Annotated in this window: 14 protein-coding genes; 8 read left to right on the top strand and 6 right to left on the bottom strand. The window is 72.3% G+C overall.

The annotated features are described in order from the left end of the window. The first annotated feature begins 9 nt into the window (after positions 1–9). Both DTB53_RS05035 and DTB53_RS05030 read left to right on the top strand, forming a co-directional pair. Entirely contained in the window at positions 10–267 is a 258-nt protein-coding gene (locus DTB53_RS05035) for a CDGSH iron-sulfur domain-containing protein (RefSeq protein ID WP_003970756.1), read from the top strand. Then, a complete protein-coding gene (locus DTB53_RS05030; protein ID WP_042497677.1) occupies positions 236–1,279 on the top strand; it encodes an iron-containing redox enzyme family protein in 1,044 nt (347 codons plus the stop codon). Before DTB53_RS05035 ends, DTB53_RS05030 begins: the two co-directional genes overlap by 32 nt. Positions 1,280–1,310: 31 nt before the next feature. Here the strand turns inward: DTB53_RS05030 and DTB53_RS05025 are convergent, their stop codons facing one another. The 4 genes from DTB53_RS05025 to DTB53_RS05010 all read right to left on the bottom strand — a co-directional run bounded on the left by DTB53_RS05025 (position 1,311) and on the right by DTB53_RS05010 (position 4,215). After that, positions 1,311–2,105 (bottom strand): SigB/SigF/SigG family RNA polymerase sigma factor, encoded by a 795-nt coding sequence (locus tag DTB53_RS05025; protein WP_012381950.1) that lies wholly within the window; start codon positions 2,103–2,105, stop codon positions 1,311–1,313. Between the two features lie 253 nt (positions 2,106–2,358). Further along, positions 2,359–2,832 carry a DUF5709 domain-containing protein gene (locus DTB53_RS05020; protein ID WP_012381951.1) on the bottom strand — a complete coding sequence of 158 codons (474 nt, stop codon included), beginning with the start codon at positions 2,830–2,832 and terminating at the stop codon, positions 2,359–2,361. A 53-nt stretch (positions 2,833–2,885) separates the two neighbouring features. Then, on the bottom strand, positions 2,886–3,212 hold the full coding sequence (locus DTB53_RS05015; protein ID WP_003970760.1) for a hypothetical protein: 327 nt from the start codon (positions 3,210–3,212) through the stop codon (positions 2,886–2,888). Between the two features lie 262 nt (positions 3,213–3,474). Next, positions 3,475–4,215 carry a GAF and ANTAR domain-containing protein gene (locus tag DTB53_RS05010; RefSeq protein ID WP_012381952.1) on the bottom strand — a complete coding sequence of 247 codons (741 nt, stop codon included), beginning with the start codon at positions 4,213–4,215 and terminating at the stop codon, positions 3,475–3,477. Positions 4,216–4,411: 196 nt separating this feature from the next. Between DTB53_RS05010 and DTB53_RS05005 the strand changes: the two genes are divergently transcribed. From DTB53_RS05005 to DTB53_RS36785, 6 genes are all read left to right on the top strand, one after another. Beyond that, positions 4,412–4,885, top strand: coding sequence for an STAS domain-containing protein (locus DTB53_RS05005; protein ID WP_042497682.1), 474 nt, complete (start codon positions 4,412–4,414; stop codon positions 4,883–4,885). A 567-nt stretch (positions 4,886–5,452) separates the two neighbouring features. Beyond that, a complete protein-coding gene (locus tag DTB53_RS05000; protein WP_003970763.1) occupies positions 5,453–6,181 on the top strand; it encodes a GAF and ANTAR domain-containing protein in 729 nt (242 codons plus the stop codon). 128 nt (positions 6,182–6,309) lie between these two features. Next, positions 6,310–6,876, top strand: a complete 567-nt coding sequence (locus DTB53_RS04995; RefSeq protein ID WP_012381955.1) for a PadR family transcriptional regulator — start codon at positions 6,310–6,312, stop codon at positions 6,874–6,876. Positions 6,877–6,941: 65 nt separating this feature from the next. Continuing rightward, complete coding sequence (locus DTB53_RS04990) at positions 6,942–8,672, top strand: acyl-CoA dehydrogenase family protein (RefSeq protein WP_012381956.1); 1,731 nt, start codon at positions 6,942–6,944, stop codon at positions 8,670–8,672. Between the two features lie 99 nt (positions 8,673–8,771). Further along, positions 8,772–11,312 (top strand): ATP-dependent Clp protease ATP-binding subunit, encoded by a 2,541-nt coding sequence (locus tag DTB53_RS04985; protein WP_012381957.1) that lies wholly within the window; start codon positions 8,772–8,774, stop codon positions 11,310–11,312. A 2-nt stretch (positions 11,313–11,314) separates the two neighbouring features. Next, positions 11,315–11,470: a hypothetical protein gene (locus DTB53_RS36785; RefSeq protein ID WP_003970767.1), complete on the top strand. Its 156-nt coding sequence runs from the start codon at positions 11,315–11,317 to the stop codon at positions 11,468–11,470. Positions 11,471–11,538: 68 nt separating this feature from the next. On the opposite strand, the gene DTB53_RS04980 is transcribed toward DTB53_RS36785, so the two are convergent. After that, positions 11,539–13,854, bottom strand: a complete 2,316-nt coding sequence (locus DTB53_RS04980) for an FdhF/YdeP family oxidoreductase (RefSeq protein WP_012381958.1) — start codon at positions 13,852–13,854, stop codon at positions 11,539–11,541. 142 nt (positions 13,855–13,996) lie between these two features. After that, on the bottom strand, positions 13,997–14,306 hold a 310-nt coding region (locus tag DTB53_RS04975), incomplete at its 5' end, for an IclR family transcriptional regulator domain-containing protein (RefSeq protein WP_218568188.1).

Below are 14,306 nucleotides of genomic sequence, written 5' to 3'. Positions count from 1 at the left end.
CCCCGCCGCGTGACGGTGAACCGGGACGGCCCGGTCCTGGTGGAAGGGCCGGTCGAGGTCGTCGGCGACGACGGCACGACCACCCGCTCCGACCGTTTCGTCGTCGCGATCTGCACCTGCCGCCGCAGCCGCGCCTACCCCTGGTGCGACACGAGCCACCGCCGCCGCAAGCCCGCCGGGCCCTCGGAGAGCCGCCCGGACGGCCGACAGCCCCAGGAGGGCGAGGAGGACCCCGATGACGACGACCCCGGCAGCCGACCCCGTTGACGGCGCCGGCCCCGCGGCGTCCCCCGTGCTCCCTCCCGCGCGCGGACCTCTGAGCGAGGGCGTCCTCGCCGTGCTGGCGGGCGGCGGAACCCGGCTGCCCGACACCCGCGCGGTCCACCGCTCCGACGCGTACGGGGACGACCTCCAGCTGCTCCTGTACGTCCTGTACGAGCTCCACTACCGGGGGTTCGCGGGGGTGGACGAGCGCCTGGAATGGGATCCCGCGCTGCTCGGCGTGCGCGCGGCGGCCGAGGACGTCTTCCTGGACGCGCTGCGCCGCGACGGCGGCTCGGGCAGGACCGACGTGGCGGAGGCGGTGGACACGCTCCAGCTGGAGCCGGTGGGGGACGACGGCCGGGGGGTGAGCCACCACCTCCAGCGGGAGGGGGAGCTGTGGCAACTGCGTGAATACGCGGCCGTGCGCTCCCTGTACCACCTCAAGGAAGCCGATCCGCACCTGTGGGTGGTGCCCAGGCTCCGGGGCCGGGCGAAGGCGGCGATGGTCGCCGTCGAGTTCGACGAATTCGGGGCGGGGCGGGCGGAGGACGTCCACGCGCGGCTGTTCGCCGACCTGATGACCGACCTCGGCCTCGACGCCCGGTACGGCCATTACCTCGACGTCGCGCCCGCCCAGGCCCTGGCCACCGTCAACATGATGTCCCTCTTCGGCCTGCACCGGCGGCTGCGCGGCGCGCTCGTCGGGCACTTCGCCGCCGTGGAGATCACCTCGTCCCCCGGATCGAGGAGGCTGGCCCGGGCCCTGCGCCGCGCGGGCGCGGGCCCCGCCGCCCAACGCTTCTACGACGAGCACGTGGAGGCCGACGCGGTCCACGAACAGGTGGTGCGCCACGAGGTGATCGACGGCCTGCTGGAGGACGAGCCCGGCCTCGCGGCCGACATCGTGCTGGGCATCGAGGCGACCGGGCACCTGGAGGATCTCCTCGGGGACCACCTGCTGGCCGCGTGGCGCGAGGGCCGCTCGGCGCTGCGCGCCCCGCTGACGCGGCCCTGAGCAGGGAGCGTCCCGGCCGGTTCCGGACCCGTCAGGCCGCTTTCTGGAGCACACCGTCGCGCACGCGCTCGCAGGACTGGCTGAGCAGCCGCGACACGTGCATCTGCGAGATGCCCAGCTGTTCGGCGATCCGGGACTGGGTCATGTCCCGGAAGTAGCGGAGGTACAGGATGGTCCGCTCCCGCTCCGGAAGCCCCCGCAGCCCCGGCTTGACGGCCTCGCGGTCGATGGCGACGTCCAGCGCCCCGTCGCAGGAGCCCAGCCGGTCGGCCAGGGGCGAGCCGCCCTCGACGCCCGCGGGCCCGGCGTCCAGGGAGAGGGCGCTGTAGCTCTCCAGGGCCTCCAGGCCCAGCAGCACGTCCTCCTCCCCGAGCCCGGTGGCCGAGGCGATGTCGGCGCAGGTCGGGGCGGCGCCCCCGCTGCTCTGCGCCAGTTCGCGCCGGGCCACCCGCACCCGGTTGCGGAGGTCCTGGACGCGGCGCGGGACATGGACGTCCCAGGTGTGGTCGCGGAAGTGCCGCTTCAGTTCCCCGGTGACGGTGGGCACCGCATAGCTCTCGAAGGCCTTGCCCCGATCCGGGTCGTAGCGGTCCACCGCCTTGACGAGCCCCATCGCGGCCACCTGCCGGAGGTCGTCCATGGCTTCGCCCCGGTCGCGGAAGCGGGTGGCGATCCGGTGGGCCATCGGGAGCCAGGCGCAGATCGTCTCGTCGCGCAGCGCGTCCCGCTCGGGCCCCGGAGGAAGCGCCCGGAGTCGCTGGAAGGCCCGGTCGGGCGGGGCGGCGTCGGTGGGCCGGTCGGGCCGGGGGGCGGGTGCTGCCCGCATGGCGGTCACTCCTCGTCGACGATGCGTTCGGGTCGCCGCGGGAAGCCGCTGGGCCGGACAGATGCGGCCCGGAATCCCACGGGCGCGCCTCTTGTCCGAAGCACAAAAAGGCACATACCCGTGGAAAATATGACTAAACGTGGACGGGCTGCCGTACGCGGCCCGGGGCGCCCGGGAACATGACCGCCGTGGCCTTCGTCCGCCCCGAACGGGCCCGCGTCGACGTGGTCGAGCGGGTCGGCGACGTCCCGCGTCAGGCTTCGCGCCCCTGGATGTCCGCCTCGTCCGTGACATGCACGGCCGCTTCCTCGGCCGAGGCGGCGCCGCCGTCGATGCCCACGTCCTCGGCGAAGACGTCGTTCCCCCGCCCGGTCGCGTCGTCCGCGCCACTGAGCCGGCCGGCCCGCGGCTCGACGGTGGACCCTTCCCGCGGTTCCCCGTCGCCCTCGGCGAGGTCGCCGATGCCGTCGCCGGCGGGCGGCTCCACGTCGTCGACCTCCTGGGCGAGCCGCTGGTCCAGTGATTCGCCGCGGCGCTCCTCCGCCCCGGTCGTACCGAACTTGTCCACCCCCAGGGGACGTTCGGGCGGGCTGTAGCCCTCTTCCAACTGGTCGTCCAGATCCCGTTCGTCGAGCGTGTTCTCCAGGTCGAGCTCGTCGTTCGGGGGCATCGGGCCGTCGTCGTCCTGCGGCTGGTACACATCGTCGCCGCGTGCGTCTGCGGGCATGTCCTGCTCCTCCGTCGTGCGGGCGGGCGCTGCGGCCCGGATGGTGCCGGCCGTCAGCGTCCGAGGGCCTTGCGGAGCTGTTCCTTGTTCATGGAGGAGCGCCCGTCGATGTTCTTCTTCCTCGCCTCCGCGTACAGCTGGTCCCTCGTGGGGCCCTGCGCTCCCTTGTGGGAGCGTTCGCCGCCGCGCTCGTAGGCGGACTTCCTGTCCTGCGTCGACGTCCTGCTCGCCGTCCTCGACTCGCCGGACCGGGCGCGCTCCTTGTTGACGGTTCGGGCCGCGATCTCCTTCGCGCGGGCCTTCGACGCGCCCCGCTCCTCCTGGCTCTCCTTGATGTGCTCGTACTGCCGTTCACGCTTCTTGTTGGATCCGGCCGGCATGACGCGCTCCTGACTCCGTCTCGGGGGACGATCCCCGCGTTACCCGTACGGAATCCACTAAACAGCGCGTCCTGGGGTCCCGCTCCCGGGCGCGTGCAACGGAGTAGCGCCCCTGAAGGTCGGCGGGCGGCGCCGAAGGCTGCTTTCCCAACCGGTCGGCGCCTGATCTCCGCGTACGCCGGATACCTGCACCTGGAGTACCCCCGCTGCAGAGGCCAAACATGACCCGGCCGACGTCCGGACCCACCTCTCCGTCCTCAGGTCACGGGCGGGGTCGCAGGCCGGGGCCGCCGGGGGGAGGCGGGGCGCCGGAGACGCTGCCGACCAACTGCGCACAGAGGTCGCGCAGTTTCACGTTGCGGTGCTGCGACGCGGTGCGCAGGGTCCGGAGCGCCTCCTCCGGGCCGCAGCGGCGCTGGTTCATGACGATCCCGGCCGCCTGGTCGATGACGGCGCGTGACTGGAGGGCGGCCTCCAGGTCGGCGGTGAAGGTCCGGGTGTCCGAGAGCCGCTGGGCGAGCGCGACGGCCCCCGTCGCCTGGGCGGCGAGCGCGCGCAGCCCGCTCAGATCGGCGTCCGCGAACCCGTTCTCCTTGGGCGAGTAGAGGTTCAGGGCGCCCGCCGTGTGGGAGTGGGCCGCGATCGGCAGGGACAGCGACGACCGGGTCCCGGCGGCGGCGGCGAAGGCCGGGTAGCCGTTCCACCGGACCTCCTCCTGCATGTCGGTCACACTCACCTCGTGCCCCTCGCGCAGCGCCTCCAGGCAGGGGCCGTCGTCCTGCCCGTACTGGGCCTCGTCCAGCGGCAGCGCGCTGATGCCCGCGCTGGCCACGGTGAGGGGGCGGTTCTCACGCTCCAGAGTCACCCCGCACCCGTCGGCCGTGGGGGACATGAGCAGGGCGCTCCGGGCCAGCGCCCGGAGGAACTCGTCCAGCGTGTCCGTCTCCAGCAGGAGGGAGACAAGGTCGGGCGGCCCCGGTGTGAGCACTCCGTCATCGGTCATGTTCGCTCCCTTCCGGGTCTGAACCCTGGGACCAGCATGGCACTGTACGGTCCCGGCCGCGCCACTCCCCCCGGCCACCGGACCCGCCCCGCATCCGCCGCCGCCGGACAGGTGTCGAGCGCCCGCGAACGGGCATACGCGTCTCACGCAGGTCAGGAAGCGGCCGCGCACTCAGCCCTGCTTCCCTGGAGTGCCCATGCTGCTCAGCTATCACCTCGACGCCGCCCACCTGGTCGTGGAACTCGGTGAGGTGGTCGACCTCGACAACGAGGCGGCGATCGAGCGCGAGATCGTCCGCCTGCTCCCGTGCTGCGGGCCCCGGGCGATCATCGTGGACCTCCACACCCCCCTGCTCACCCCCCGGGCCCTGGGGCTCCTCCTGCGGGTACGGGGCCAGGCCGCGGACCGCGGTGTCTCGATGGCGGTGGTGGCCGGGTACGAGACGGCCCGCGAGGTCCTGAGCGCCGCCGGCCTCCACCGCACCCTGCGGGTCGCCCCCACCCTCCCGGGCGCGGAATTCCGCAACCGGGGGTGCCGGCCGGAGCGCGAGACGACCCGGAAGGGAGAGCCGGGCGACCGGCGGAGCGCCCCGCCCGCCGACGGGGCCGCGCGGCGGGTGCTCGGCCCGTACGCCGACACCTCCCGGCCCCGTTTCCCCGGCGTGCGCTGACGGCCGGGCCGGTGGCCGGAAAGTGACGGGGGATCGGCTCCGGGAGCTGGACTCCCGCTGAGGCGCGGTCCCGACGTGGCGCGGCGAATTCCGGTCGTGTCGGCCCGGCTTCACGACGCCGGGCCGACCGCGCCGGACGAGAGGGCATAATGAAGCGCTGGAGGTCAGGAAACGGCCCTTGAGAATTCTTCCTGCCTCCGTGGAGTTTCCCGTGAACATCAGTCCTCGTGGCCGCGCCGCCCTCAGTGCCCCGGTCCTGCCTCCTGCCGCCGCCGCTTCGGGCGCCGCGCACCCGTCCGTACGGGCACCCCGCCGCCGGCCACCCGGGACGAAGTCCCGCCCCTCGGGCGCCCCACCGACGGCCCTTCTCCTCGCGGCCGTCGGCGTGCCCGCCCCCCAGCGGCCGTCCCGCGGAGACGTCTGACCTCCTCCTCACCGCCCCACGCCCGGAGCCCGCTCGGCGCCGGTGCGTAGGTGGCGGCTGCCCCGTCCCGGCGGCCCGGACCGCGCCGCTCAGCTCTGCCCCGCCCCTCTCAGCGGCGGGTCACCGCCCAGAACGAGATGAACATGACTGACAGGCCCGTGGCCGAGGCGCCGGACACGACCGCGCTGCTCCTGGATACGACGTCGCTGGACGAGTTCCTGCACGCCCTCGCACGCAGCGCCCTCGCCCTGGTGGAGGAGGCGGACGGCTGCGGCATCACGCTGGAGCGGCTCGGGCGTCCCGTCACCGTGTCCAGCGTGGGGGCCAGCGCCACCAAGCTGGACGAGGCCCAGTACGGGCAGGACGACGGCCCCTGCCTCCAGGCGATGCGCACCGGCCGCGAGGTCAGCGTGCCCGACACCCTGCGGGAGAGCCGCTGGGCCGACTACCCCGCCTACGCCGCCGTCTGCGGAGCCCGCTCGTCGCTGTCGTTGCCGATCGCGCCGCACAGCCACACGGCCGGGGCCCTCAACCTGTACGCACCCGTCCCGCACGCCTTCGACGCGGTCGACCTGACGGCGCTCAGGCTGCTCACCGCACAGGCCACCGGGGCCATCGCCCTGGCCCAGCGCATCGCGGACACCGAGGAGTTCGCCGCGGACCTGGAGGCCGCCCTGCGCTCCCGCACCGTCATCGACCAGGCGATCGGCGTGGTCGTCGGACAGCAGCGCTGCACCCCGGAGAAGGCGTTCGACGTCCTGCGCACCGCATCGCAGCACCGCAACATCAAACTGCGCGAACTCTGCGCCGAGCTGATATCCAGCATCACCGGCGAGGTCCCGCCCGAGGGGCGCATCCAGCCCCGGGGCTGACCGAGGTCCCCGGGCGCCCGTCCCACGCGACCGAGACGCCCCCACGGGCGCGGCGCACCCGGGTGAGCCGTGTCTCACCCGGGCTCCACGACTTGTCTATGCAACGAGTTGCATAGAAGGATCGCCGTATGGCCCTCGACCACGCGATCCTCGTCTCCCTGCTGGAGAAGCCCGGCTCCGGCTACGAGCTGGCCCGGCGGTTCGAGCGGTCCATCGGATACTTCTGGACCGCCACCCACCAGCAGATCTACCGCGTGCTGGGCCGCATGGTGGCCGACGGCCTCCTCCTGGTCCGCGAGGTGGAGCAGCAGGGCCGCCCGGACAAGAAGGAGTACTCCGTCGCCGGGCCCGGCCGCGCCGCCCTCGCCGCGTGGCTGCACAAGCCGATCGAGCCGGAGAGCCTGCGGCACGATCTCGCCGTGAAGATCCGGGGCGCGGCCTTCGACGACCCGGCCGCCCTGATCGACGAGGTCGAGCGCCACCGGCAGGCGCACCGCGACCGGCTCGCGCACTACCTCGCCGGGGAACTCCGCGACTTCACCGGGCCCGACGCCCCCGCGCCGCAGGACGCCGGCCAGGAACTCCAGCACGTCGTGCTGCGGGGCGGTATCGCGTACGAGCGCATGACGATCGCCTGGCTCGACGACGTGCTCGCCACGCTCCACCGGCTCGAAGCCGCGGGCCCCGGCGCCTGAACGGCGCGCCGCCCGCCACCTCCGTACCACCGACGAAACCCTCACCCTCCCGGAAGGCACCCGCCATGGCCGACTCCGCGTCGCTCCTGTTCAACCCGCGCACCTACGACCCCGAGCACTTCGACCCGGAGACCCGCAGGCTGCTCCGCGCCACCGTGGACTGGTTCGAGGCGCGCGGCAAGCGCCGGCTGATCGAGGACTACCGTTCCCGCGCCTGGCTCGGGGACTTCCTCGACTTCGCGGCGAAGGAGGGCCTGTTCGCCACCTTCCTCACCCCGACGGCCGCGGGGAAGGGGCGGGACCGGCGCTGGGACACCGCCCGGATCGCCGCCCTCAACGAGATCTTCGGCTTCTACGGCCTCGACTACTGGTACGCCTGGCAGGTGACCGTCCTCGGTCTCGGTCCGGTCTGGCAGAGCGACAACGCCGAGGCCCGTGCGCGGGCGGCCGAACTCCTCTCCCAGGGGGAGGTGTTCGCCTTTGGCCTCTCCGAGAAGACCCACGGCGCCGACATCTACTCCACCGACATGCTGCTGGAGCCGGACGGCGAGGCCGACGGCGGCTTCAGGGCCTTTGGCTCCAAGTACTACATCGGCAACGGCAACGCCGCCGGTCTCGTCTCCGTCTTCGGCCGCCGCACGGACGTCGAGGGCCCCGACGGCTACGTCTTCTTCGCGGCCGACAGCCGCCACGAGGCGTACCACCTGGTGAAGAACGTCGTCGACTCCTCCAAGTACGTCAGCGAGTTCCGCCTCGACGGCTACCCGGTGGCGCCCGCCGACATCCTGCACACCGGCCGCGCCGCCTTCGACGCCGCGCTCAACACCGTCAACGTCGGCAAGTTCAACCTCTGCACCGCCTCGATCGGCATCTGCGAGCACGCGATGTACGAGGCCGTCACCCACGCGAGCAACCGCATCCTCTACGGCCGCCCCGTCACCGCCTTCCCGCACGTGCGCCGCGAGCTGACCGACGCCTACGTCCGGCTCGTCGGGATGAAGCTGTTCAGCGACCGCGCGGTCGACTACTTCCGCTCCGCCGGGCCCGAGGACCGCCGCTACCTCCTCTTCAACCCGATGACGAAGATGAAGGTGACCACGGAGGGCGAGAAGGTCATCGACCTCATGTGGGACGTCATCGCCGCCAAGGGCTTCGAGAAGGACACCTACTTCGCCCAGGCCGCCGTCGAGATCCGGGGCCTGCCGAAGCTGGAGGGCACGGTCCACGTGAACCTCGCGCTGATCCTGAAGTTCCTGCGGAACCACCTGCTGGACCCGGTCGACTTCCCGGCCGTCCCGACGCGCCTGGACGCCGCCGACGACGCGTTCCTCTTCCGCCAGGGACCGGCGCGCGGCCTCGGTTCCGTACGCTTCCACGACTGGCGCCCCGCCTTCGACGCGTACGCCGAGGTGCCGAACGTCGCCCGCTTCCGCGAGCAGGCCGACGCCCTGTGCGCGTTCGTCGAGACGGCCGCCCCCGACGAGGAGCAGAGCCGCGACCTCGACCTCCTCCTCGCCGTCGGTCAGCTGTTCGCGCTCGTCGTCCACGGCCAGCTGATCCTGGAGCAGGCCCGGCTGACCGGCCTGGACGAGGAACTGCTCGACGAACTGTTCGCCGTGCTCGTCCGCGACTTCTCCGCGCACGCCGTCGAGCTGCACGGCAAGGACTCCGCCACCGGGGACCAGCAGAGCTGGGCGCTCGGCGCGGTGCGCCGCCCCGTCGTCGACGCGGCCCGTTCGGCGCGGATCTGGGAGCGCGTCGAGGCGCTGTCGGGGGCGTACGAGATGGCGGAGTAGCCCCCCGGCGGGGTCGGCGGGGCCGGGGCCCCCTCCGTTTGCGGGGTGGTGGACATCGCGTTTGAGTGGGAGGGCCCCCTCGCCTTCCCTGGAGCTGACATGTCGATGGCGTTCGGTTCACCCCTCGGTCCGTCCGATCCGTTCAGTGACCTGTTGAACCGGTTCTTCGGCATGTCGCCGGCCTCCTCGCCGCCGGCCATGCAGCGCGTCCCGATCGGGCGGCTGCTGACGGAGTCCTCCCATGAACTGCTGGGCCGGGCCACCCGCCGCGCGGCCGAGGACGGAACGGCGGACCTCGACACCGAGCACCTGCTGTGGGCGGCGACCCGGGTCGAGCCCTCGCGCGGGCTGCTGTCCCGGGCGGGGGTCGACCCCGACGACCTCGCCGCACGGCTCGACGAGGTGCTGCCCCGGGAGTCCGGCGAACCGTCCGCCGAGCCCGGTCTCACCCCGGCGGCCAAGCGGACCCTCACCGCCGCCTACGCGCGATCGCAGGCCGCGGGGGTGTCCTACATCGGCCCCGAGCACATCCTGGGCGCGCTCGTCGACGACGCGGACTCCGGGGCCTCCCGCTTCCTGCGCGCGGACGACCTGGACGTGGGGAAACTGCGCGGCGCCGCGGACCGGGCGGCGGGCGCGGACGGGGCCTCCGGCGGAGTGAAGCAGCCCTCGGAGACCCTGGACGAGTTCGGCAGGGACCTGACGGAGGAGGCGAAGGCCGGGAGGCTCGACCCCGTCGTCGGACGGGCCGACGAGATCGAGCAGACCATCGAGATCCTCTCCCGGCGCTCCAAGAACAACCCCGTCCTCATCGGCGAGCCCGGTGTCGGCAAGACCGCCATCGTGGAGGGCCTCGCCCAGAGCATCGTCGCCGGCGAGGTGCCCGACACCCTCAAGGACAAGCGGGTCGTCTCGCTCGACCTGTCCGGCATGGTCGCCGGAGCCCAGTACCGGGGCCAGTTCGAGGAGCGGCTGAAGAAGGTCATCGAGGACGTGCAGAAGGCCGAAGGGGAGATCATCCTCTTCATCGACGAACTCCACACCGTCGTCGGCGCGGGCGCCACGGGCGAGGGTTCGATGGACGCGGGCAACATGCTCAAGCCCGCCCTCGCCCGCGGCGAGCTCCACGTGGTGGGCGCGACGACCATCGACGAGTACCGCAAGCACATCGAGAAGGACGCCGCCCTGGAGCGCCGCTTCCAGCCCGTCCTGATCCCGGAGCCGACCGTCCAGGAGACCGTGCAGATCCTCGAAGGGCTGCGGGACGCCTACGAGGCCCACCACCAGGTCCGCTTCGCCGACGGCGCCCTGACATCGGCGGCCGAGCTGTCCGACCGCTACATCAGCGACCGCTTCCTGCCCGACAAGGCCATCGACCTGGTGGACCAGGCCGGGGCCCGGGTACGGCTGCGCAGCGCCAACCGCTCCACCGAGGTCGTCAGCCGCGAGGACCGCCTCGCCAAGCTGCGGCGCGAGAAGGACGAGGCCGTCGCGGGCGAGGAGTTCGAGAAGGCCTCCGGGCTGAAGCGGCAGATCGCCGAGGTGGAGGGGGAGCTCGCCGGGATCGAGGAGCGCCGGGAGGGCGTCGTCTCGGTCACGGCCGCCGACATCGCCGACATCGTCTCCCGCCGCACCGGCATCCCGGTCTCCCAGCTCACCGCCGGCGAGAAGGAGAGGCTCCTCAAGCTGGAGGAGGAGATGCACGCCCGGATCGTCGGCCAGGACGAGGCGGTCACCGCGGTCTCCGAAGCCGTACGGCGCAACCGCGCGGGCATGGGCGACCCGAACAGGCCCGTCGGCTCGTTCCTCTTCCTCGGGCCCACCGGCGTCGGCAAGACCGAACTCGCCAAGACCCTGGCCGAGCTGCTGTTCGGCGCCGACGACCGCATGGTCCGGTTCGACATGAGCGAGTTCCAGGAGAAGCACACGGTCGCCCGGCTCGTCGGAGCACCGCCCGGATACGTCGGTTACGACGAGGCCGGCCAGCTGACCGAGAAGGTGCGGCGCAACCCCTACAGCGTGGTGCTGTTCGACGAGGTCGAGAAGGCGCACCCCGACGTCTTCAACACGCTGCTCCAGATCCTCGACGACGGCCGGCTCACCGACGGACAGGGCCGAACCGTCGACTTCCGCCACTGCGTCGTCATCATGACGTCCAACATCGGCGCCCACCGCATCCTCGCCCACCAGGGCGACGCCGCCGATCTCAAGGACGAGCTGATGGAGGACCTGCGGGGGAGGTTCCTGCCCGAGTTCCTCAACCGCATCGACGACATCATCGTCTTCCACAGCCTCACCGAAGACGATCTGTCCGAGATCGTCGACCACCTCCTGGACCGCAGCAAGCACCGCGTCCACGCCCAGAACATGACCCTGGAGGTCACCGAGGCGGCGAAGAAGCTCCTGGTCGCCCACGGCTACCAGCCGGAGTTCGGCGCGCGTCCCCTGCGCCGCACGATCCAGACCGAACTGGACAACCGCGTGGCCTCCCTGCTGCTCGGCGGCGAGGCCGACCCCGGGGACACGATCGTCGCCGACGTGGTCGACGACTCCCTGCACTGCACCATCCGCAAGGGCGACGGCGCCCCGAAGGCCCCCGAGGCCGCCGCGGCGACCGCCGCTCCCGACGGCGAGGAGTGACGATGACCCATCACCACAAGTCGAACGAAGAGGTCGAGGGCGACCCCGACACCGGTCACGGCCGCGGGATGCCGCGCCGCCCCGACGAGAGGCGACTCGACGAACGCCTGGAGGAGGACCGCGAGGACGTGGGCCTGCCCCCGGACCAGGACAAGTAACCGCCCCGAACACCGTGAACGACCGGGACGGCCCCCTGCCGCAGGGGGCCGTCCCGGTCGTCGTGCGCTCAGCCGGCGGCCGGGACGACGGTCACCTTGAGGTGCTTCATGATGGGCTGGTCGCTCTGGGTGCTGTAGTCGCCCAGCGCGCACAGTACGTTCATCTCCGGCATGTAGCCGGCCGCGCAGCCGCGCGGGATGTCGTACGGGATCGCCGTGTAGCCGGTCAGGAAGCGACTGCTGCCGTCCTTGGCCGTGCTCGTGATGTCGACGGGACCCATGTCGGCGATGCCGCGCTCGCGCATGTCGGCCCGGTTCATGAAGACCAGCGTGCGCAGGTTCTTGACGCCCCGGTAGCGGTCGTTGTCGGAGTAGATCGTGGTGTTCCACTGGTCGTGCGACCGCATCGTGCCGAGCGCCAGGGTGCCGGGCTCGGGCACGATGTCGGGCAGGGCGGCCGAGGAGAACTCGGCGCGGCCCGACGGTGTCAGGAAGACCAGTTCACGGGCGGGCTGCTTGATACGGAAGCCGAGGGGCAGCCGGACCCGGCGGTTGAAGTCCTCGAAACCCTCCAGCGCCTCGGCCATCGTGTCCCGGATCCGGTCGTAGTCCTCGACGTACCAGTCCCAGGGCGTCTCGCTGTCCGGCAGGGCGGCGCGCGCCATCCCGGCGACGATGGCCGGCTCGGAGAGCAGGTGCGGGGAGGCGGGGCGCTTCATCCCGACGGAGAGGTGCACCATGCTCATCGAGTCCTCGACCGAGGTGCTCTGCACACCCCTGCGCTGATGGTCCTTCTCCGTGCGGCCGAGGCACGGCAGGATGAGCGCCGCGCGGCCGTGCACGACATGACTGCGGTTCAGCTTGGTGCTCACCTGAACGGTGAGGTCGCAGGAGCGCAGCGCCGCGTACGTGGCCGCGGTGTCGGGCGCGGCGAGCGCGAAGTTGCCGCCCATCCCGACGAACACCTTCACCGTGCCCTCCCGCATCGCCCGGATCGTACGGACCGTGTCCAGGCCGTGTTCGCGGGGCGGGTCGATCCCGCAGGCATCGGCCAGCCGGTCCAGGAACGCGTCGGTGGGGCGGTGGTCGATGCCGCAGGTGCGGTTGCCCTGGACGTTGCTGTGGCCGCGCACGGGGGAGGGGCCCGCACCCTCCCGGCCGAGATTGCCGCGCAGCAGCAGGAGGTTGACGATCTCGCGGACGGTGTCGACGCCGTGCTCGTGCTGGGTGAGGCCCAGGCACCAGCTGACGATGGAGCGGTCGGCCTCCCCGTACACCCGCGCCGCCTCGAGGATGTCGTCGCGGCTCAGACCGGACTGGCGCTCCAACTCCTCCCAGGGCGTGGCCTCGCACAGCGCCCGGTACTCCTCGAAGCCGGCGGTGTGGCGGTCGATGAACGCGACGTCCAGGGCCTTGGGGTCACTGGCCGACTTCTCCAGGACCGCCTTGGCCATGCCGCGCAGCAGCGCCATGTCGCCGCCGATGCGCGGCTGGAGGTTCAGCGTGCTGGTCCTCGTGGTCCTGAACAGCGCCATGTCCGTGAACTCGTGCGGAACGATGGTGCGGGTGGCCGCCGCCTCGACCAGCGGGTTGACGTGCACGATCCGGGCGCCGCGACGGTCGGCCTCGGCGAGGGCGGTGAGCATCCGGGGTGCGTTCGACGCGGCGTTGACACCCAGGATGAACAGGGCGTCCGCGGACTCCCAGTCCTTGAGGTCGACCGTCCCCTTTCCGGTGCCGAGGGACGCCCGCAGGGCCCGCCCGCTGGCCTCGTGGCACATGTTGGAGCAGTCCGGCAGATTGTTCGTGCCCAGTTCGCGGGCCATCAGCTGGTAGAGGAAGGTGGCCTCGTTCCCGAGCCGCCCGGAGGTGTAGTACGCCGCCCGGTTCGGGCTGTCGAGCCCGCGCAGGGTGGCTCCGACCAGCTCGAACGCGTCCTTCCAACTGATCGGCACGTAGTGGTCGGACGCGGCGTCGTACACCATCGGCTCGGTCAGCCGGCCCTGGTTCTCCAGGTCGTAGTCGCTCCACCCGGCCAGCTCGGTCACCGCGTGCGCGGCGAAGAAGTCGCGGTCCACGCGCTTGCGGGTCATCTCCCACGTGACGTGCTTGATGCCGTTCTCGCAGATGTCCAGGTGCAGGCCCTTGGTGTCGTCCGGCCACGCGCACCCGGGGCAGTCGAAGCCGCCGTTCTCGTGGTTCATCCGCATGATGGCCCGTGGACCGTCCACCAGCGCGCGTTCCTCCAGCAGGAAGCGCGTCACACTCCTCGCCGCTCCCCAGCCGGCCGCCGGGTGGCGGTAGGGCCGGAACTCCGGATCGTCCTCGGGGACGGGACCGACCCGGGGCTCCAGGGGCTCCTGTGCTTCGTCGTCGATGCTCACGACACTTCCACCTTCCCACCCGCGGGTACGACGGACCGGACGGTGCGGCGGCGCGAAACGGGTCCTTCCGGGCAGGCTATGTCCGGTGATTCCGGGCTGCCACTCGGCTCGGGGGCGTGTTCCGGGGGCGGGGGACGAACCGTCAGGACCCCGGAAGGGTCAGCCGCCGGGTGACGCGCAGCGCCGAATCCAGCAACCGTGCCCTGACCTCGGTGGTCCGGTACATCCGGTCCGACCGGAAGGAGATGCCGATCGCCCCGACCCGGTCACCGCTGTACACGGGAGCCGCCGCGCACGTCGTGCCGCGCGCGTACTCCCCCCGGTCCAGCGAGAGCGGGCCCGCGGGGGCGGAGTCGAGCTGCCGCAGCAGTTCCTCCCGGGAGGTGATGGTGCGGGGGGTGAGGCCGGTCAGCGAGTGCCGGGAGAGGTAGTTGGCGCGGGCCTCCTCGTCC

Origin of the sequence: Streptomyces griseus (genome assembly GCF_900460065.1) — a bacterium.
Taxonomy (GTDB): Bacteria; Actinomycetota; Actinomycetes; order Streptomycetales; family Streptomycetaceae; genus Streptomyces; species Streptomyces griseus.
Note: the sequence above shows the minus strand (reverse complement) of the source record. Positions and strands in the feature narration are given on the sequence as shown.

Bases quoted from the DNA above. Each gene is read 5' to 3' on its own strand.
- DTB53_RS05030 (WP_042497677.1), top strand. From the start codon at position 236: ATGACGACGACCCCGGCAGCCGACCCCGTTGACGGCGCCGGCCCCGCG.
- DTB53_RS05025 (WP_012381950.1), bottom strand. From the start codon at position 2,105: ATGCGGGCAGCACCCGCCCCCCGGCCCGACCGGCCCACCGACGCCGCC.
- DTB53_RS05020 (WP_012381951.1), bottom strand. From the start codon at position 2,832: ATGCCCGCAGACGCACGCGGCGACGATGTGTACCAGCCGCAGGACGAC.
- DTB53_RS05015 (WP_003970760.1), bottom strand. From the start codon at position 3,212: ATGCCGGCCGGATCCAACAAGAAGCGTGAACGGCAGTACGAGCACATC.
- DTB53_RS05010 (WP_012381952.1), bottom strand. From the start codon at position 4,215: ATGACCGATGACGGAGTGCTCACACCGGGGCCGCCCGACCTTGTCTCC.
- DTB53_RS05005 (WP_042497682.1), top strand. From the start codon at position 4,412: ATGCTGCTCAGCTATCACCTCGACGCCGCCCACCTGGTCGTGGAACTC.
- DTB53_RS05000 (WP_003970763.1), top strand. From the start codon at position 5,453: ATGACTGACAGGCCCGTGGCCGAGGCGCCGGACACGACCGCGCTGCTC.
- DTB53_RS04995 (WP_012381955.1), top strand. From the start codon at position 6,310: ATGGCCCTCGACCACGCGATCCTCGTCTCCCTGCTGGAGAAGCCCGGC.
- DTB53_RS04990 (WP_012381956.1), top strand. From the start codon at position 6,942: ATGGCCGACTCCGCGTCGCTCCTGTTCAACCCGCGCACCTACGACCCC.
- DTB53_RS04985 (WP_012381957.1), top strand. From the start codon at position 8,772: ATGTCGATGGCGTTCGGTTCACCCCTCGGTCCGTCCGATCCGTTCAGT.
- DTB53_RS36785 (WP_003970767.1), top strand. From the start codon at position 11,315: ATGACCCATCACCACAAGTCGAACGAAGAGGTCGAGGGCGACCCCGAC.